1 pseudogene is annotated in these 505 nt (G+C 51.3%); it reads left to right on the top strand.

Annotated features, from left to right (window positions below):
• Positions 1-505 (top strand): annotated as a pseudogene (locus tag WKT12_RS16480) (DUF6443 domain-containing protein); the annotation flags it as partial.

Below are 505 nucleotides of genomic sequence, written 5' to 3'. Positions count from 1 at the left end.
TCCGCTCTTCAAGGAGGAGCTGCACTATACTGACGGAACCGGAACACCCTGCTACAACGGAAACATCAGCAGCATCAGCTGGAAGGCTGGGGAGGAACAGACCACAAGAGGTTACAGGTTTACCTACGACGGACTGGACCGCATGAAAAAGGCGGAATACGGAGAGGGGGAACGGCTTGCAGTCAACCCTAACCGCTTCAATGAGGAGGTTACCGCCTACGACAAAACGGGAAACATTCTCGGAATCAGACGCATGGGACAGACCGGAGCGCAGGAATACGGACTGGTGGACAACCTCGCACTGACCTACAGCGGAAACCAGCTGACGAAAGTTACCGACAATGCGGCAAGTTCTGCATACAGCAACGGCTTTGAGTTCAAGGACGGGGCGGACAGGGAAACGGAATACACCTACGATGAAAACGGAAATCTTACTCAGGATTTGAACCGGAACATCAAGGATATTCAATATAATTTCCTAAATTTGCCACAACGCATTGAGTTC

Source organism: Phocaeicola sp. HCN-6420 (genome assembly GCF_037890145.1).
Taxonomy (GTDB): Bacteria; Bacteroidota; Bacteroidia; order Bacteroidales; family Bacteroidaceae; genus Phocaeicola.
This window is presented reverse-complemented; position numbering and strand designations above follow the sequence as displayed.